This window comes from Rhodanobacter denitrificans (genome assembly GCF_000230695.2).
Lineage (GTDB): Bacteria > Pseudomonadota > Gammaproteobacteria > Xanthomonadales > Rhodanobacteraceae > Rhodanobacter > Rhodanobacter denitrificans.
The window spans coordinates 2,632,918-2,645,785 of the sequence record NC_020541.1 but is presented as its reverse complement, the minus strand read 5'-3'; the positions used below and the strand labels follow the sequence as shown (position 1 = coordinate 2,645,785).

Sequence of the window (12,868 nt, the reverse complement as noted above, 5' to 3'; positions counted from 1 at the left end):
CCTCAGGAAAACAGGGCGAGCGTCGCCACGCTGCAGACGCCGGTGAACAGCGCGATGCGCAGCAGCGACGGATGCGTCGCATGGCGGTAGAGGCCGATGCGGCCGAGCAGCTGGTCGAGCAGCCACAGCGCGGGCAGCAACAGGACGGCCAACATCAGCACGCTGGGAAAGTAGACGCCGCCGATGGAGACCTCATACGGCATGGGTGGCCTCCGGCAGGCGCAGCAGACGGTGCTGGCGGGCGACGCCGGCGGCGAGCACGGAATCGTCGTCCTCCAGCGCGCCCAGCAGCAGGTGCAGGTGCTCGCGCAGCGTCGGGCGGGTGATGTCGATCTGCGCCAGGAGATGGCGGACGCGGGCGAGCGCGGCCGCGCGGTCGGCCGGGTCCAGCCGTTCGTAGACGCGGGCCAGCGCCTCCAGCGCGGCGTCGAGGTCGGCGTGCAGCGCGCTCGGCAGCGCCTGTTCGGCCAGGTCGTGGCGCAGCCCGATCAGGGCGTGGCCGGTTTCATGCACCATCAGGGCCCAGTCCAGCAGCTCGCGCGAATGCCGGCTGCCCGGCCGGGTCTGCGCCACGATCTGCTGGAACAGGTCGCGGGCGAGGCTTTCGAAACGCGGCAGCAGGCCCGGCAGCGGCGCGCCGGCGGCGAGCCGGACCAGCCCGCGCAGGCGGCGCAGCAGGCGGCGGCGGCGCCCCTTGCTGCCATGGCCCGAGGGAATCAGCCTGAAGATCGCCACCGCGAGCCAGGCACCCACCGCGAACGACAGCCCACTGTTGAGGTACATCGGCGCGTCGACGTGCGGTGCCTCGCCGATCGCCAGCGCGACCAGGATGCCCACGCTCATGGCGATGCCGATGATGGCCAGCGTCGGCCGGGTGACCAGGTACAGCGACAGCATCAGCAGCGGCAGGGTACCGAGCACCAGCAGCGGATAGGTAGGCAGCAGTGGCAGCACGCTGTAGGTGGGCAGCGCCACGATCGGCGCCAGCAGGTGGCCGATCGCGATGCGCTTGGAGACGAACACCGGATCCGGCGCCGCCGACGCCATCGAGATCAGCGCGACCAGACCGAACAGGGCTATGGCGCCGCCGGTCCAGCCGCTGCAGAGCCACAGCAGCGACAGCACCAGGGTCACCGCGGCCGAACGCAGCATTGCCAGCATCACCGCATGGCTGTCGTTGGTGCGGGCAAAGTGGACGCGGCCGCGCGCTTGCGGCACGGGCTTGCCGGCGCGGCGTCCCAGGTCCAGATGGGCCTTGGTGCGCACGTAGTCGCGCAGTTCGTCGAGAAAGCGGCGGAGCAGCGCGTGGCCGGTGTCGAAGTCGTCGCGGCAGGACGGCTCCAGCGCGGCGCGCTCGTGCGTCGCCTGCGCGGCGATCCGTCGATGGCAGGCGGCAAGCTGGTCGGCCAGCCGGTCCAGGTCATCGCGCGTGGCGCGTTCGTCCAGCGCATCGCCCAGCGGGCGCAGCAGGCGCATCAGCGCCTGCGCGGCGGTGGTCGAGCCCTTGCGCCGGAGGCGGTCGACCAGGTGGTGCAGCGACTGGAAGCGCGAAGCCGAGACCATGAAGCGCTGGTTGAGCAGCTTCAGCAGGCCGTTGCGGGTGCGCAGGGAAGGGTCGTCGAAGAACGCGGCGGTGCGCAGATCCTCGAAGCCGAGTGCGCCGCGCACCACGCGCATCTGCGTGCGCTCCATCGCCTCGTGGTCGACCAGCGCGCCGCGGCTGCTGTCGCGGATGAAGTCCAGGAAGCCGTCGAAGTTGCGGTCGGCGCTACCGCGCAGGTCGCCGCGCAGGCGGATCGGGAACACCGCGTCGAACACCACGCTGGCCACCAGCAGGCCCAGCAGCACCTCGGAGGTGCGCGCGAACGCGCTGTCGAACACGTGGACCGGATGGCTCATGGCCGGCAGCACGATCATCGCCGCGGTATAGCCGGCCAGCACGAAGGCATAGGCGCGGAAGTGGCGGAACAGCACCGCGCCGCCGGCGCACAGCCCGGCCCACAGCGAGATGAACAGCACCAGCGGCAACGGCTGCTGCGGGAACAGCGCCACCGCCAGGATCGCGCCGGTGCAGCCGAGCAGGGTGCCCAGGCCGCGATACAGGCTCTTGGCCAGCACCATGCCCGACTGCCGGTTCATCACCACGACCACGGTGACCATCGCCACCGATGGCGAGCCCAGCTGCAGCCGCATCGCCAGCCAGCCGGTGAGGTAGATCGCCAGCAGGGTCTTGAGGATGAACAGCCACGCGGCCTTTTCGCCGGCCATGGCGTGGGCGATCTGCTGGCGCCAGGGCAGCGGCGGCGTTGCCGGCGGTTCGGCGGTCGCGGTGCTGCTCATCCCTGCGACTCCACTCCGCGCAGCACTTTCTTCAGCAGGTGTTCCAGCTGGCCGCGCTGGGCGTCGGTGATGCCGGCGAAGAAGCCCTGCAGCTGCAGGGTGACCGCCGGCACCACCTGCCGGATCAGGGCTTCGCCCTCGTCGGTGAGCTGCACCACCAGCATGCGGCGGTCCTCATCGCTGGGCGAGCGGGTGAGCAGGCCCTTGGCCAGCAGCTGGTCGATCAGGCGGGTGGTGTTCGACGACTTCTCGCTGGTCGCCTCGCCGAGCTGCGACGGGCTCAGGCCGCCCTCGCTGCCGTCGAGCATCATCAGCACGTTGTATTCCGGGTGGGTCAGGTCATGCGTGCGCAGCAGCAGGTTGGCGTGGTCGCTGAACAGCTTGTGCAGCAGCTTCACCATGCGCACCAGCATGGCCTGGTCGCGCGGAAAGCCGCGGTGCCTGCGCGTGCTGACCGCGAGCTTCTGTTCGATGGCCAGGAAGCCGCTCATGCCTTCGTTGTGATTGTTTTCCATAACTGGATATTACAGTAATGTACAAAAAGAACCAAGGGAGCGGCGACCCGCGCGGGGCGGACCGCCGATGGGATAAGATCCGCCGGTGAGCGTCGCGTTGTCCCCCGCCGTGAAGATTGGCCTCTCGATCGCCGTGGCGACCGGGCTGTACGGGGTGTCGTTCGGTGCGCTGGGCGTCGCTTCCGGGCTCGGCGTGTGGCAGACGGTGGTGCTGAGCGCGCTGATGTTCACCGGCGGCTCGCAGTTCGCCTTCATCGGCGTGGTGGCCGGCGGCGGCGCCGGTTCGGCCGCGTTCGGCGCGGCCACCCTGCTCGGCGTGCGCAATGCGGTCTACGGCATGCAGATGAACCGGATGCTCCGGCCGCGCGGCTGGCGCCGGCTGCTCGCCGCCCAGGTCACCATCGACGAATCCGCCGCCACCGCCGCGGGCCAGCTCGATCCCGACGAGCAGCGCCGCGGCTTCTGGGCCGCCGGGCTGGGCGTGTTCGCGCTGTGGAACCTGTTCACCCTGGCCGGCGCGCTGCTCGGCGATGCGCTGGGCGATCCACGGCGCTGGGGCCTGGACGGCGCGGCGGTGGCCGCGTTCCTCGGCCTGCTGTGGCCGCGCCTGCGCGCACGTGAGCCGGTGGCGCTGGCCGTGGTTTGCGCGCTGGTTACCGTGCTGGCCTTGCCGCGGGTGCCGCCCGGCGTGCCGATCCTGCTCGCCGCACTGGTCGCGGCGCTGTGGGGCTGGTTCAGCCGCGGGCCGGCGGACGAGGGATTGGAGCCGGACGTCGATCCGGCCGGCTACGAAGACGCCGGCGTACCGTCGCAGGAGCGCCACTGATGGCGCTGTGGGGGTGGCTGCTGCTGGCCAGCGCGGCGGCGTATGCGATCAAGCTGGCCGGCTACCTGGTGCCGGCGCGCTGGCTGGAGAACGAACACATGAGCCGTGTCGCGGGCACGCTGACGATCGGCCTGCTGGCTTCGCTGACCGCGATGAACACGTTCAGCGCCGGCGCGGCGCTGGCGCTCGACGCGCGGCTCGGCGCGCTGCTTGCCGCGGGTGTCGCATTGTGGCTGCGCGCGCCGTTCCTGCTGGTGGTGGTCGTGGGCGCGCTGGCAGCGGCGCTGCTGCGGCTGGCCGGCATCGGCTGACGTCGTGCCGGTAGCCCTTCAGGCCGGGTTGAAGCGCCCCCACAACAGCTTGGCCAGGATACCGGTCAGGATCACGCCGCCGATCACCAGCATGGTCTCGCCCGCGCGCTGCTGGTCGTCGAGCAGGTAGTTGTTGCACAGGCGCACCGGCGAGACCAGATACAGCCAGCCCAGCCGGAAGAACGTGGCGATCAGTTCGAGCAGGAACACGCCGCGCACCACGAAGCCCATGCGCGGCCAGCCCAGTCCCAGCGGCAGGCCGATCAGCAGCGGCACGCTGGCGAACTTCGCCACCGCCATCCACGGTTCGCCGATGGCCGCATCGAGCGAGCGCGGCAGCATCCAGAACATGCCGGCCAGGCTGGCCAGCACCACGCTGCTGATGCCGTGCTGGTTCCAGCGCGCGATGCCCTCGCCAAGCCGTTGCGGCAACGCGGCGGGCAGCAGCCAGCCGATCCCGATCAGCAGCGGTATCTGCACCAGCATCTGCGCCGTCATGCTGCCTTCCAGCCCGTGCCGCGCCGATGGCAGCAGCAGGATCGCGAACAGCACCGCGGCGAAGGCCGGGGCCAGGCGTTGCCGGCCGGCGATTCTCACGGTAGCTTGCCCCGCATGGTCTGCGCGACGGCCTGCGGGTTGCCCGCATCGAGGATCAGCACCAGCCGCCCCTGCGGGTCGACCACCTGGATCGCGGCGTTGTGCACGTAGCCGCCCATCCGGTCCGGCACCACGGTGACGCCGAACGTGCGCAGCAACTGTTGCAGGCCGTCAGTGCTGGTCGGCCGGGCGACGATCCAGCCGTGGTCGCGGCCGCGAAAGCGCTGTCGGTAGGCCGCCAGCTCGGCAGGCGTGTCATGCACCGGGTCGAAACTGATGCTGAGCAGAACCAGCCGGCCGTCGGCCAGCGGCGCGGCAAGCTGATCCTGCAGCTGCGCAAACTCGCCGCCCAGCGCCAGGCACCAGGTCAGGCAGCGGGTGTAGACGAAGTCGACCAGCACCCAGCGACCGCGCAGCTCGGTCAGGTCGAGGCGGGCGCCGGACTGGGTTTCCAGCAGCACGGTCGGTACCGGCGGTGGGTCGCGCTGTACCGCGAGGCGGCGCGCGGTTTCGCTGGTGAATGCCTGGAAGCCGTCGGTGGCGACCGTCAGCACGGCGCCACCGAGCGCCAGCAGCAGGGTGCTAGCCAGCAGGGTGCGCAGGATCGGCATCGACCGGCGCCTTGAGCAGGCCGACGATGATGCGCGTGGCGAACAGCAGCATGCCCAGGATCAGCACCATCGCGGCGACCGAACCGGCCCTGTCGTACGGCAGCCATTCCGGCAGGTGCGCGGCGAAGCGCCGAGCCACGCTCATGTGGCCGGCGTACAGGAACACCATGCAGAAGCTGATGCCGCCTGTCACGTATAGGAACAGGCCGGCGCGATCCACGCCGCCGTTGACCGGCGCGCGACGGCGGCCGCCGACCACGTGGTAGAGCAGGGTGAGGACCATCGGCAACACGCCGAGCAGCAGGTAGAAGTGGAAATGCCCCGGCACCCACTGCGTGTTGTGCATCACCCGGTTGACGCTGATGGTGCCGTCGATGATCGCCGGCACGATGCCCGCGGCCCAGCCGAACAGCGCCAGCACGGCCAGCATCGAGGGCATTTTCCAGCGCAGGCCGGAGCGATGGATGTTGGTCAGCACGCCGTAGGCGGTGACCAGGAACACCGGGAAGCCGGCCGCATAGGAGATGATCTGGCCCATCACCAGCATCCAGCGTGGCTCGGCGTAATCCATCAGCAGGTGGTGCGGGAACACGATGATCACGAACACGGTGCTGGCCGCCCAGGACCACAGGAACGGCCGCGAGATCCCGTAGGGTCTGCCGGTGTAGCGCGGCAGCAGTTCGTAGACGGCGATCACGCCCATGTAGATGGTGGCGTTGATGACCATGTGGCCGAACCAGTAGATCAGGTTCTTCACCACCAGCGCGTTGAGCGCGACATCCGGGTCCCAGGCGTTGATCAGGCACATCACCAGCACTACCGCGCCGGCGAGGATGCCCAGCGAGTTGGCGATGATCACCATGGTGCCGGCAACCACGGCCTTGGGATGGGTCGGGTCGATCGTGCCGCCGAACAGCCACTGCAGCCCGAGTCCGCGCGCGAGGTTGCCGTAGCGCCGGATGATCGCCGCCGCGGCGTCCAGGTAGAAGATCAGCATGCCCACGCCGATCAGCAGGTAGCCGAGCATGAACACGGCGGCGGCGCCGTTGCTCCACAGCCCCATCGAGTGCACCGGCAGCGGGTACAGGAAGGTCCACGCGCTGGCGAAGTTGCCGACGAACACCGCCCCGATGATGCACAGCGCGCCCAGCATGAACAGCACGTAGTTGCCCAGGAACGCCCACAGGTGCAGCGACACGTACTTGCGCAGGAAGAACCACATCACCGCGGTGCTGGCCAGGCTCATGGTGCCGACCATGCCGGCGCCGTGCATGGTCATGATCTTGTAGAACATCGCGGCCTGGACCGGCGTCCACTCGGCCTGGGTCATGCGCATGGTCAGGCCCAGCAGCATCATCAGCACGAACAGCAGCAGGGCGGTGATCATGTACAGGTTGAATGCCACGTGTTCGCCGCGCGGCAGTTTTTCGTCCTGCGGGTAAAGTTCGAGCGAGCTCATGACTTGTCCTCCCGCGCGGCGACGTCGAATTCGGCGGTCATCCCGTTGTGGGCGACGCCGCAGTATTCGAGGCACATGATCTTGTAGGTGCCCGGCGTGCGGAACGTGTACAGGATCTTGTTGGTGAAGCCGGGCATCGCCTGGGTCTGGATGACGATGCGGCCATCCGGGGCGTAGATTGCGAAGCCGTGGTTGACGTCGCTGGCGGTCACCCGGAACTCCACCGGCTCGTCAGCCCTCAGGCGGGTCTGGCTGACATCCCAGGTCCATTGGTGGCCGACCACCTCGACCACCTGTGCCGCCTCCAGCGGCTGGTGCTGCGGCGGAATGGGGAAGGGCCGCAGGCTGGCCCAGGCGATCCCGATGCCCAACAGCAAAAGCGCCGCGAACAAGGCGCGGCGCAAGCTGATGGATGTTCGATGTGCCCGCTCCGCTTCGGCGGTATCGGCCGGCTTGCCGGCCTGCGCGATGGCGTAAATGAAGCCCAGTGCCACCAGCCCCATTCCGGTCAGCGTGATCGCCCAAATCACGTTCTGCAAGACCATGGTCGTTCTCTCCCCGGGAAGCGCCACGTGCCCGTCATCTACTCCCACCTTGGTGAAGGTGTCAAGGTCGAGTGAAGCATGGAAATGGCGGGAAGCCGCGATTCCGGCCCGAAGTCCGCTTCGGAACAGCCGTCCAGACGGCCGTGGCGTCAGCCCGTTACGGCGAATCGCCGCCAAGCCGCGAGGCGATGCGCACCTCGCCGGTCAGCACCTTGTGGATCGGGCACTTGTTGGCGATCTGCAGCAGGCGCTCGCGCTGCTCGCCGTCCAGTTCGCCATCGAGGGTGATCACGCGGGTGATGTCGTTGCCCGCGGCCGGCGTGCCGTCGGGGTTGAACTTCAGCTCAACGTCGACGTGGCGCAGCGGCCAGCCCTTGCGCGCGGCGTACATCTGCAGCGTGATCGCGGTGCAGGCGCCCAGCGCGGACAGCAGCAGCCGGTGCGGCGCGGGGCCGGTGTTGGCGCCGCCTTCCTCAAGCGGCTCGTCGGCGTGCCAGCTGTTGCCCTGGTCGTCGGTGAAATCGACCGCGTACGGCGCGTTGCCGGTGCTGGTGCGGACGGTGGGGATGCTCATGGCGGGTTCTCCTTCGGCAGGTTTCAGATCACGTCCCACATGTAGCGGTCGTGCGCGAGCACCGCGCCGGCCAGCTGCTCGATCGCCGCGTCCTCGTTGCGCTCCAGGCCGCGCACGTTGCGTGCCATGCGCCGGCGCGCCTGCTTCGCGAAAATTTCGGCGATGCTGGCTGCCTCGCCGGCGGCCGGGTGCGATTGCTGTTCCAGGCTGTCGGCGCGCGACAGCACGCACAGGCCCACGAACAGGTCGATCGCGATGTCGGCGAGGCGCTTCTGCGCATGCTGCATGTCGGCCGCCTTCTTGCCGTAGCGGCGCAGCAGCGCGTCGGCGGACTTGGACAGTTCCACCGTGTACTTCTCGTAGGTGGCGGCCACCTTGCGCAGCCGCGGCGACAGTTCGTGGGCGATGCGGTCGATGCCGTAGCCGGTGGCCTCGCGCATGCGCCGGCCGGTGTAGCTGCCGAGCACGCCGAAGCCCTTGATCGGGTCGTTGAAGATGTCGCCCACCGCGGCCTTCAGTTCGCCGAGGCCCGCGCCCACGCCCTTCAGGCCGGACAGCGCGACGTACAGGCGCAGGATCTCGTTGGTGCCCTCGAAGATCGACAGGATGCGCGTGTCGCGGGTGATCTGCTCGTACGGGAACTCGCGCATGAAGCCGTTGCCGGCGGCGATCTGCAGCGCCTCGTAGGAGGCGCGCTGCACCGCCTCGCTGGCGAACACCTTGCTCATCGCGGCCTCGACCGAGTAGTCGCTGCCGCCGCCGTCGATCAGGTGCGCCACCATCCACACCGCGCTCTCGGCGGCAAAGCAGTCCACCGTCATCTGCGCGATCTTCTCGCGCACCAGGCCGAACTCGGCGATCGGCTGGCCGAACTGCTTGCGCTCCTTCGCCTGCGCGCAGGCCAGCCGGATCAGCGTGCGCATGCCGCCCACCGCGCCGCCGCCCAGGCCGGTGCGGCCCGAGTTCAGGATGCTCATGGCCACCTTGAAGCCCTTGCCGACCGGGCCCAGCACGTTCTCCGCCGGCACCCGCACGTCGGCGAACGCGACGGTGGTGGTGCTCGAGGCGCGGATGCCCATCTTGTCTTCGTGCAGGCCGTGGCTCACGCCGGGCCACTTCGCCTCGACCAGGAAGGCGGTGATCTTGCCTTCCGGCGTGTCGGTGCGCGCGAACACGGTGTAGAAGTCGGCGATGCCGCCGTTGGTGATCCAGATCTTCTCGCCGCTCAGTGTCCAGCTGCCGTCGTCGTTGCGCGTCGCCTTGGTGCGGATCGAGGCCGCATCGGAGCCGGCGCCGGATTCGGTGAGGCAGAACGCGGCGATCATCTCGCCGGTGGCCAGCTTCGGCAGGTAGCGCTGCTTCTGCGCGTCGCTGCCGAACAGCAGCAGGCCCTTCATGCCGATCGAGCTGTGCGCGCCGATGGTCAGCGAGACCGAACTGTCGTGGCTGCTGGTCTGGCCGAGCACGCGCGCATAGGCGCCGTTGGACAGCTCCATGCCGCCGAACGCCTCGGGGATGATCAGGCCGAACAGGCCCATCTCGCGCAGCGCCTGGATGAACTCGGCCGGCTGCTCGGCGTCGCGGTCGTACTGCTTCAGCGCGGCGCCCTTGTCGGCCAGGAATTCGTCGATCGCGTCGGTCATCGCGCCCAGCATCTCGCGGTCGCGGGCGCGGATCTCCGGGTAGGGGAACAGGTTCTCCTCCACGATGTTGCCCAGAAACAGCTGCTTGGCGACGCTGTCGTCGCTGCGCGGCGTGGAGGAAGCGGGGGCGGTGGGCGACGACGGACTCATGACTGATCTCCATGGCGGGCAATACGGCATTCTGGCACTTCCGCCGCGTCGGGCCATGCCGCCAATCGCCGCACCGGCGGCGCCTCGCGTGGCCGCCGGCAGCGGGCCGCCGCAACGGCTTGAAACGCTGCTTCGACGCACCCAAATCCTCGCCGAGACAAGCGCATACCGCCAAACCTTCGGAGATTTCCCATGGCAACCGGTTGGGCCGGCGACGGCGCCGTGCAGGACCAGATCGACGCCACGGTCAACGACGGCGTGCAGCGCGCGCGCCAGCAATTGCGCCAGGGTCCGGGCCTGGAGCGCTGCGAGGAGTGCGACGCGCCGATCCCCGCGGCACGGCGCCAGGCCGTGCCCGGTGTGCGTCTGTGCGTGACCTGCCAGCAGGCGCAGGACGCGGAGCAGCGCAGCGCCAGCCTGTACAACCGCCGCGGCAGCAAGGACAGCCAGCTGCGCTGAACGGACCGGCGGGGCGGGTACTTGTGCGTCCCGCCGACAAGCGGCAAGCTCGGATCCTGTTACCGGCAGTCCGCAAGCTGCGGGGCCACCGGCTACTGGTGCGAAGCATGGAGGCGGTAGTCATTTCCACTTCATCGAATCCGTTCGAACTCGCCGCCGGCATCAGCTATTTCTTCGCGTTGCTGCCGGATGAACAGGCACGCAGCACGATCGTCGGCGTGGGCGAGCGTTTCCGCAAGTCGCACCGGGTCAGCGGCTCGCCGGTCGGTGTCGACAGCCTGCACCTGACGTTGTGTCCGATGGGCAAGCCCGAACGGCTGCGCCAGCCGCTGGAAGACGCACTGCTGGCCGCGGCCGGCGAAGTGCGCGCGCAGAGTTTCGTGGCCACGCTGGATTCGGCGATGCGCTTCAGCGCCCGCGACGGGCAGTTCCCGTTCGTGCTGTGTGCGGATGGCCTCACCACCGCGGCGGCGCTGGAGCTGCGCAAGGCGGTGGCCGCGGCGCAGCTTCGCGCGGGCCTGCAAGTCAGCGGCGTGTCCAGCTTCCTGCCGCACGTGGCCATGCTGCACGGCCATGCCGTCGATGCCATCGAGGAGTCGGTCGCGGCGATCCAGTGGCGCGTGTCCGAGTTCGTGCTGATCCGCAGTTTCTTCGGCCAGTGCAGGTACGAGGTGGTCGGCCGCTGGCCGCTGGCGCTGGCCGCCGTGCCCGAGCCGGTCGACCTGCTGGCGGAAATGGCCAACCTGCCGGAGCTGCCGGCATGGTCCGACGAGGAATGAGCCGCGCTGGGCGGCGCCGTCAGATCTGTGGCTCGGCATTCGCGGCGCGCCGCTCGCGGCGCCGCTGGCGTGCCAGGCTGTGCTCGCGGTGGGCGATGTACAGGCTGGCGCCGATGATGATGGCCGCGCCCGCTGCCGTGTAGCGATCCACCCGTTCGTCGAAGATCCACCAGGCCAGCACCGCCACGATCAGCAACTGCAGGTAGCTGAACGGCGCCAGCAGCGAGGCATCGGCCAGCCGCAGCGCGCGCGTCCAGCACCAGTGGCCGCTGGTGCCGAGCGCACCGGACAGCACCAGCCACGGCCAGATCCCGGCGTGCGGCCATTGCCACACGGCCAGCGCGGTGGGCAGCGACAGCGGCACCCACAGCAGCGTGGTCAGCAACACGATACGGTCGGCCGGCTCGCTGCCGGTCAGCGACTTGATGCTGATCGTCACCGCGCCGGTCAGCGCCGCCGCCAGCAGGGCGACCAGGCTGCCGGCGGTGAATGCCGCGCTGCCGGGCCGTACGATCACCAGCACGCCGATGAAGCCGGCCACCACCGCGCTCCAGCGGCGCCGGCGCACGATTTCGCCGAGAAAGATCACCGCGCCGATGGTGACGAACAGCGGCGAGGAGTACGACAGCGCCACCGCCTCGGCCAGCGGCAGGTTCACGATCGCCCAGAAGCCGGCCAGCATGCCGCCCATGCCGAGCACGCAACGCATCACGTAGAAACCGAGCCGCGGCGTGCGCAGCAGCTGCCAGCCGTGCGGGTGCAGCAGCGGCAGCGCGAACAGCGCGCCGAACGTGCTGCGGAAGAAGGTGATCTGGAACGGGTGCAACTGGGCGGAGGCGAACCGGATCGTCACCGCCATCAGCGCGAAGAAACTGGCGCTGGCCAGCATCAGCAACACCGCGCGCAGCGGCAGCGGCGTGGAAACGGGCGGCGAAGCGGGGATCGGGTCCAGGGCCGTGCCGTGCGCAGCTTGGGTGGTGCGCATGGTACCCCACTTGCCCAGCGGCTTTCGCGCCAGCGTGGCGCCGCTTCAGTGTGCGGGCGGCACCGGTACATCCGTGGCGCCGCTCGACCATGCCTGCAGCCGCTCGCGCACGGCCGGTTCCAGACCCTGCAGGCCCCAGCGATGGCCTTCCGCCAGCGCAGCGTCGGTCGACTGGCCGCCGAGCAGCACGGCGCGCAGGGCGATCATCGCGCCCACCCGGTTGCCGCTGGCGCAATGCACCAGGGTCGGCTGGTCGCCGGCGTCGCGCAGCAGGCGGTCGAACTGCACGACCCGGGCGCGGCTCAGGTCGGCGGCGCCGCGGATCGGCAGGTTGTGGTAGCCGATGCCGGCCGCGCGCATTGCGGCGGCTTCGTCGAAGTCGGGCGTCTCGCTGTCCAGGCTGAGGTCGATCACCTGGCGGATGCCGGCGCGCTTCAGCGTGGGGATGTCGCTGGCCTGCAGCCGCCCGGAGGCCACGCGATGCGGCGCCGGGAACGCGACATGGGGAAGCCCGGCCATGGCGGCTTCCTCCGGCGCGGCGGCGACGCAAACGGATGCGGACATGGCGAGCGCCAGCAACAGCAGCAGGGAACGGTACATGACGGATACCTCGGCGAGGGGATGTTCAGGATAATCGAGTCGGCGACTCTCGCGACTGCAGCCGGATGCGCGCCGCATGACCCGTATAATCGGCGGCCCATTGATTGAACAACCAGGATCGACCGATGTCCGACATCCCCGCCTGCCCGCTGTGCGCGATGGAGAACACCTATCCGGACGGCGACAACTACGTGTGCGCCGACTGCGGTCACGAGTGGCCGATCGCGGCGAGTGTGCATGCGGGCGATGCCGCGCTGGTGGTGCGCGACGTCAACGGCAACGTGCTCAACAGCGGCGACACGGTGACGGTGATCAAGGACCTGAAGGTGAAGGGGGCGTCGATCGCGCTGAAGCAGGGCACGCTGATCCGCAACATCCGTCTGGTCGACGGCGACGACGAGCACATCGAAGGCAGCTCGGACAAGATCAAGGGCCTGGTGCTGAAGGTGTGTTTCCTGAGGAAGGCCTGAGGCG

General features: G+C 69.4%; 16 protein-coding genes. 5 read left to right on the top strand and 11 right to left on the bottom strand.

The annotated features are described in order from the left end of the window. Window positions 1-2: 2 nt before the first annotated feature. From R2APBS1_RS12145 to R2APBS1_RS12135, 3 genes are read right to left on the bottom strand one after another with little or no spacing between them, the layout of a single operon-like run. Window positions 3-203, bottom strand: coding sequence for a DUF1656 domain-containing protein (locus tag R2APBS1_RS12145; protein ID WP_007509282.1), 201 nt, complete (start codon window positions 201-203; stop codon window positions 3-5). Beyond that, window positions 193-2,340: an FUSC family protein gene (locus tag R2APBS1_RS12140; protein WP_007509279.1), complete on the bottom strand. Its 2,148-nt coding sequence runs from the start codon at window positions 2,338-2,340 to the stop codon at window positions 193-195. The genes R2APBS1_RS12145 and R2APBS1_RS12140 overlap by 11 nt, the downstream gene beginning before the upstream one ends. Then, window positions 2,337-2,831, bottom strand: coding sequence for a MarR family winged helix-turn-helix transcriptional regulator (locus R2APBS1_RS12135; RefSeq protein ID WP_027489247.1), 495 nt, complete (start codon window positions 2,829-2,831; stop codon window positions 2,337-2,339). The genes R2APBS1_RS12140 and R2APBS1_RS12135 overlap by 4 nt, the downstream gene beginning before the upstream one ends. Before the next feature lie 133 nt (window positions 2,832-2,964). Between R2APBS1_RS12135 and R2APBS1_RS12130 the strand changes: the two genes are divergently transcribed. Together R2APBS1_RS12130 and R2APBS1_RS12125 are read left to right on the top strand one after the other, a co-directional pair. Beyond that, on the top strand, window positions 2,965-3,681 hold the full coding sequence (locus tag R2APBS1_RS12130; RefSeq protein ID WP_196801988.1) for an AzlC family ABC transporter permease: 717 nt from the start codon (window positions 2,965-2,967) through the stop codon (window positions 3,679-3,681). Continuing rightward, window positions 3,681-3,992: an AzlD domain-containing protein gene (locus R2APBS1_RS12125; protein ID WP_007509273.1), complete on the top strand. Its 312-nt coding sequence runs from the start codon at window positions 3,681-3,683 to the stop codon at window positions 3,990-3,992. Before R2APBS1_RS12130 ends, R2APBS1_RS12125 begins: the two co-directional genes overlap by 1 nt. A gap of 18 nt (window positions 3,993-4,010) precedes the next feature. On the opposite strand, the gene R2APBS1_RS12120 is transcribed toward R2APBS1_RS12125, so the two are convergent. The 6 genes from R2APBS1_RS12120 to R2APBS1_RS12095 form a co-directional block, all read right to left on the bottom strand. Next, complete coding sequence (locus R2APBS1_RS12120) at window positions 4,011-4,589, bottom strand: hypothetical protein (protein WP_007509271.1); 579 nt, start codon at window positions 4,587-4,589, stop codon at window positions 4,011-4,013. Then, window positions 4,586-5,200: an SCO family protein gene (locus tag R2APBS1_RS12115; RefSeq protein ID WP_007509268.1), complete on the bottom strand. Its 615-nt coding sequence runs from the start codon at window positions 5,198-5,200 to the stop codon at window positions 4,586-4,588. Before R2APBS1_RS12115 ends, R2APBS1_RS12120 begins: the two co-directional genes overlap by 4 nt. Next, complete coding sequence (locus tag R2APBS1_RS12110; protein WP_015448124.1) at window positions 5,172-6,659, bottom strand: cbb3-type cytochrome c oxidase subunit I; 1,488 nt, start codon at window positions 6,657-6,659, stop codon at window positions 5,172-5,174. The genes R2APBS1_RS12115 and R2APBS1_RS12110 overlap by 29 nt, the downstream gene beginning before the upstream one ends. Further along, a complete protein-coding gene (locus R2APBS1_RS12105) occupies window positions 6,656-7,204 on the bottom strand; it encodes a cupredoxin domain-containing protein (protein WP_007509264.1) in 549 nt (182 codons plus the stop codon). The genes R2APBS1_RS12110 and R2APBS1_RS12105 overlap by 4 nt, the downstream gene beginning before the upstream one ends. Window positions 7,205-7,361: 157 nt before the next feature. Beyond that, entirely contained in the window at window positions 7,362-7,778 is a 417-nt protein-coding gene (locus R2APBS1_RS12100) for an OsmC family protein (RefSeq protein ID WP_015448123.1), read from the bottom strand. Window positions 7,779-7,801: 23 nt separating this feature from the next. Beyond that, window positions 7,802-9,571: an acyl-CoA dehydrogenase family protein gene (locus R2APBS1_RS12095; RefSeq protein ID WP_015448122.1), complete on the bottom strand. Its 1,770-nt coding sequence runs from the start codon at window positions 9,569-9,571 to the stop codon at window positions 7,802-7,804. A gap of 192 nt (window positions 9,572-9,763) precedes the next feature. On the opposite strand from R2APBS1_RS12095, the gene R2APBS1_RS12090 reads away from it, so the two are divergent. Both R2APBS1_RS12090 and R2APBS1_RS12085 read left to right on the top strand, forming a co-directional pair. After that, window positions 9,764-10,030, top strand: a complete 267-nt coding sequence (locus R2APBS1_RS12090) for a DksA/TraR family C4-type zinc finger protein (RefSeq protein WP_007509256.1) — start codon at window positions 9,764-9,766, stop codon at window positions 10,028-10,030. 107 nt (window positions 10,031-10,137) lie between these two features. Continuing rightward, window positions 10,138-10,809, top strand: a complete 672-nt coding sequence (locus tag R2APBS1_RS12085) for a 2'-5' RNA ligase family protein (RefSeq protein ID WP_007509253.1) — start codon at window positions 10,138-10,140, stop codon at window positions 10,807-10,809. A 19-nt stretch (window positions 10,810-10,828) separates the two neighbouring features. Here R2APBS1_RS12085 and R2APBS1_RS12080 read toward each other — a convergent pair whose 3' ends face one another. Beyond that, on the bottom strand, window positions 10,829-11,794 hold the full coding sequence (locus R2APBS1_RS12080; protein ID WP_015448121.1) for a DMT family transporter: 966 nt from the start codon (window positions 11,792-11,794) through the stop codon (window positions 10,829-10,831). Window positions 11,795-11,839: 45 nt separating this feature from the next. Beyond that, entirely contained in the window at window positions 11,840-12,394 is a 555-nt protein-coding gene (locus R2APBS1_RS12075; RefSeq protein WP_007509248.1) for a protein tyrosine phosphatase family protein, read from the bottom strand. Between the two features lie 125 nt (window positions 12,395-12,519). Between R2APBS1_RS12075 and R2APBS1_RS12070 the strand changes: the two genes are divergently transcribed. Beyond that, a complete protein-coding gene (locus R2APBS1_RS12070; protein ID WP_015448120.1) occupies window positions 12,520-12,864 on the top strand; it encodes a zinc ribbon domain-containing protein YjdM in 345 nt (114 codons plus the stop codon). Window positions 12,865-12,868 lie beyond the last annotated feature (4 nt).

What these genes read in the sequence shown, in the direction of transcription:
- R2APBS1_RS12100 (WP_015448123.1), bottom strand. Translation starts at nt 7,778, where the DNA reads ATGAGCATCCCCACCGTCCGCACCAGCACCGGCAACGCGCCGTACGCG.
- R2APBS1_RS12135 (WP_027489247.1), bottom strand. Translation starts at nt 2,831, where the DNA reads ATGAGCGGCTTCCTGGCCATCGAACAGAAGCTCGCGGTCAGCACGCGC.
- R2APBS1_RS12115 (WP_007509268.1), bottom strand. Translation starts at nt 5,200, where the DNA reads ATGCCGATCCTGCGCACCCTGCTGGCTAGCACCCTGCTGCTGGCGCTC.
- R2APBS1_RS12095 (WP_015448122.1), bottom strand. Translation starts at nt 9,571, where the DNA reads ATGAGTCCGTCGTCGCCCACCGCCCCCGCTTCCTCCACGCCGCGCAGC.
- R2APBS1_RS12075 (WP_007509248.1), bottom strand. Translation starts at nt 12,394, where the DNA reads ATGTACCGTTCCCTGCTGCTGTTGCTGGCGCTCGCCATGTCCGCATCC.
- R2APBS1_RS12070 (WP_015448120.1), top strand. Translation starts at nt 12,520, where the DNA reads ATGTCCGACATCCCCGCCTGCCCGCTGTGCGCGATGGAGAACACCTAT.
- R2APBS1_RS12080 (WP_015448121.1), bottom strand. Translation starts at nt 11,794, where the DNA reads ATGCGCACCACCCAAGCTGCGCACGGCACGGCCCTGGACCCGATCCCC.
- R2APBS1_RS12125 (WP_007509273.1), top strand. Translation starts at nt 3,681, where the DNA reads ATGGCGCTGTGGGGGTGGCTGCTGCTGGCCAGCGCGGCGGCGTATGCG.
- R2APBS1_RS12110 (WP_015448124.1), bottom strand. Translation starts at nt 6,659, where the DNA reads ATGAGCTCGCTCGAACTTTACCCGCAGGACGAAAAACTGCCGCGCGGC.
- R2APBS1_RS12085 (WP_007509253.1), top strand. Translation starts at nt 10,138, where the DNA reads ATGGAGGCGGTAGTCATTTCCACTTCATCGAATCCGTTCGAACTCGCC.
- R2APBS1_RS12145 (WP_007509282.1), bottom strand. Translation starts at nt 203, where the DNA reads ATGCCGTATGAGGTCTCCATCGGCGGCGTCTACTTTCCCAGCGTGCTG.
- R2APBS1_RS12105 (WP_007509264.1), bottom strand. Translation starts at nt 7,204, where the DNA reads ATGGTCTTGCAGAACGTGATTTGGGCGATCACGCTGACCGGAATGGGG.
- R2APBS1_RS12090 (WP_007509256.1), top strand. Translation starts at nt 9,764, where the DNA reads ATGGCAACCGGTTGGGCCGGCGACGGCGCCGTGCAGGACCAGATCGAC.
- R2APBS1_RS12140 (WP_007509279.1), bottom strand. Translation starts at nt 2,340, where the DNA reads ATGAGCAGCACCGCGACCGCCGAACCGCCGGCAACGCCGCCGCTGCCC.